Source organism: Rothia nasimurium (genome assembly GCF_928382285.1).
Taxonomy (GTDB): Bacteria; Actinomycetota; Actinomycetes; order Actinomycetales; family Micrococcaceae; genus Rothia; species Rothia nasimurium_E.
Genome location: NZ_CAKMSS010000027.1, coordinates 1 through 468, shown reverse-complemented (window position 1 = coordinate 468; position 468 = coordinate 1). Strand labels below are relative to the sequence as shown.

Annotated in this window: 1 tRNA gene; it reads right to left on the bottom strand. The window is 49.8% G+C overall.

What is annotated here, in order from left to right:
* Positions 1-186: 186 nt before the first annotated feature.
* Positions 187-262, bottom strand: a tRNA-Asn gene (locus L6758_RS10915).
* Between the last annotated feature and the right edge of the window lie 206 nt (positions 263-468).

Here is a 468-nt window from a genome sequence, read left to right as displayed (position 1 = left end):
CTGTTCCGGCTGCGCCGCGCCCATAACATCAGCGATATCACTTTTTATGAGGTGCTGCGGGAGATAGATCTTAAGGAAGAGAGTTTACGCTAAAGCCGCAATCGCCGGAGGGTGGCCATTCGCCTTCCGGCAGAAGTACCGGCGCTGAAAAGCAAAAAGCCTGCTCGAAAGCAGGCTTTTTAAATTTGGCTCCTCTGACTGGACTCGAACCAGTGACATACGGATTAACAGTCCGCCGTTCTACCGACTGAACTACAGAGGAATCGTGTGAACGGGGCGCATATTAACGATGCCATCCGGCCTTGTCAAAGCCTGATTCAAAGAATTGCGTTCGACTGCTGACAATTTCAGCAATCGCCATCCATGCGCTGTTTTTTTTACCATGTTGCACCGTTGTAGTGCGAATGTACCCCTAATGGGGCATACCACAATCTGCTTACCGGGCAAATAAAAACCGAATTGCTATCA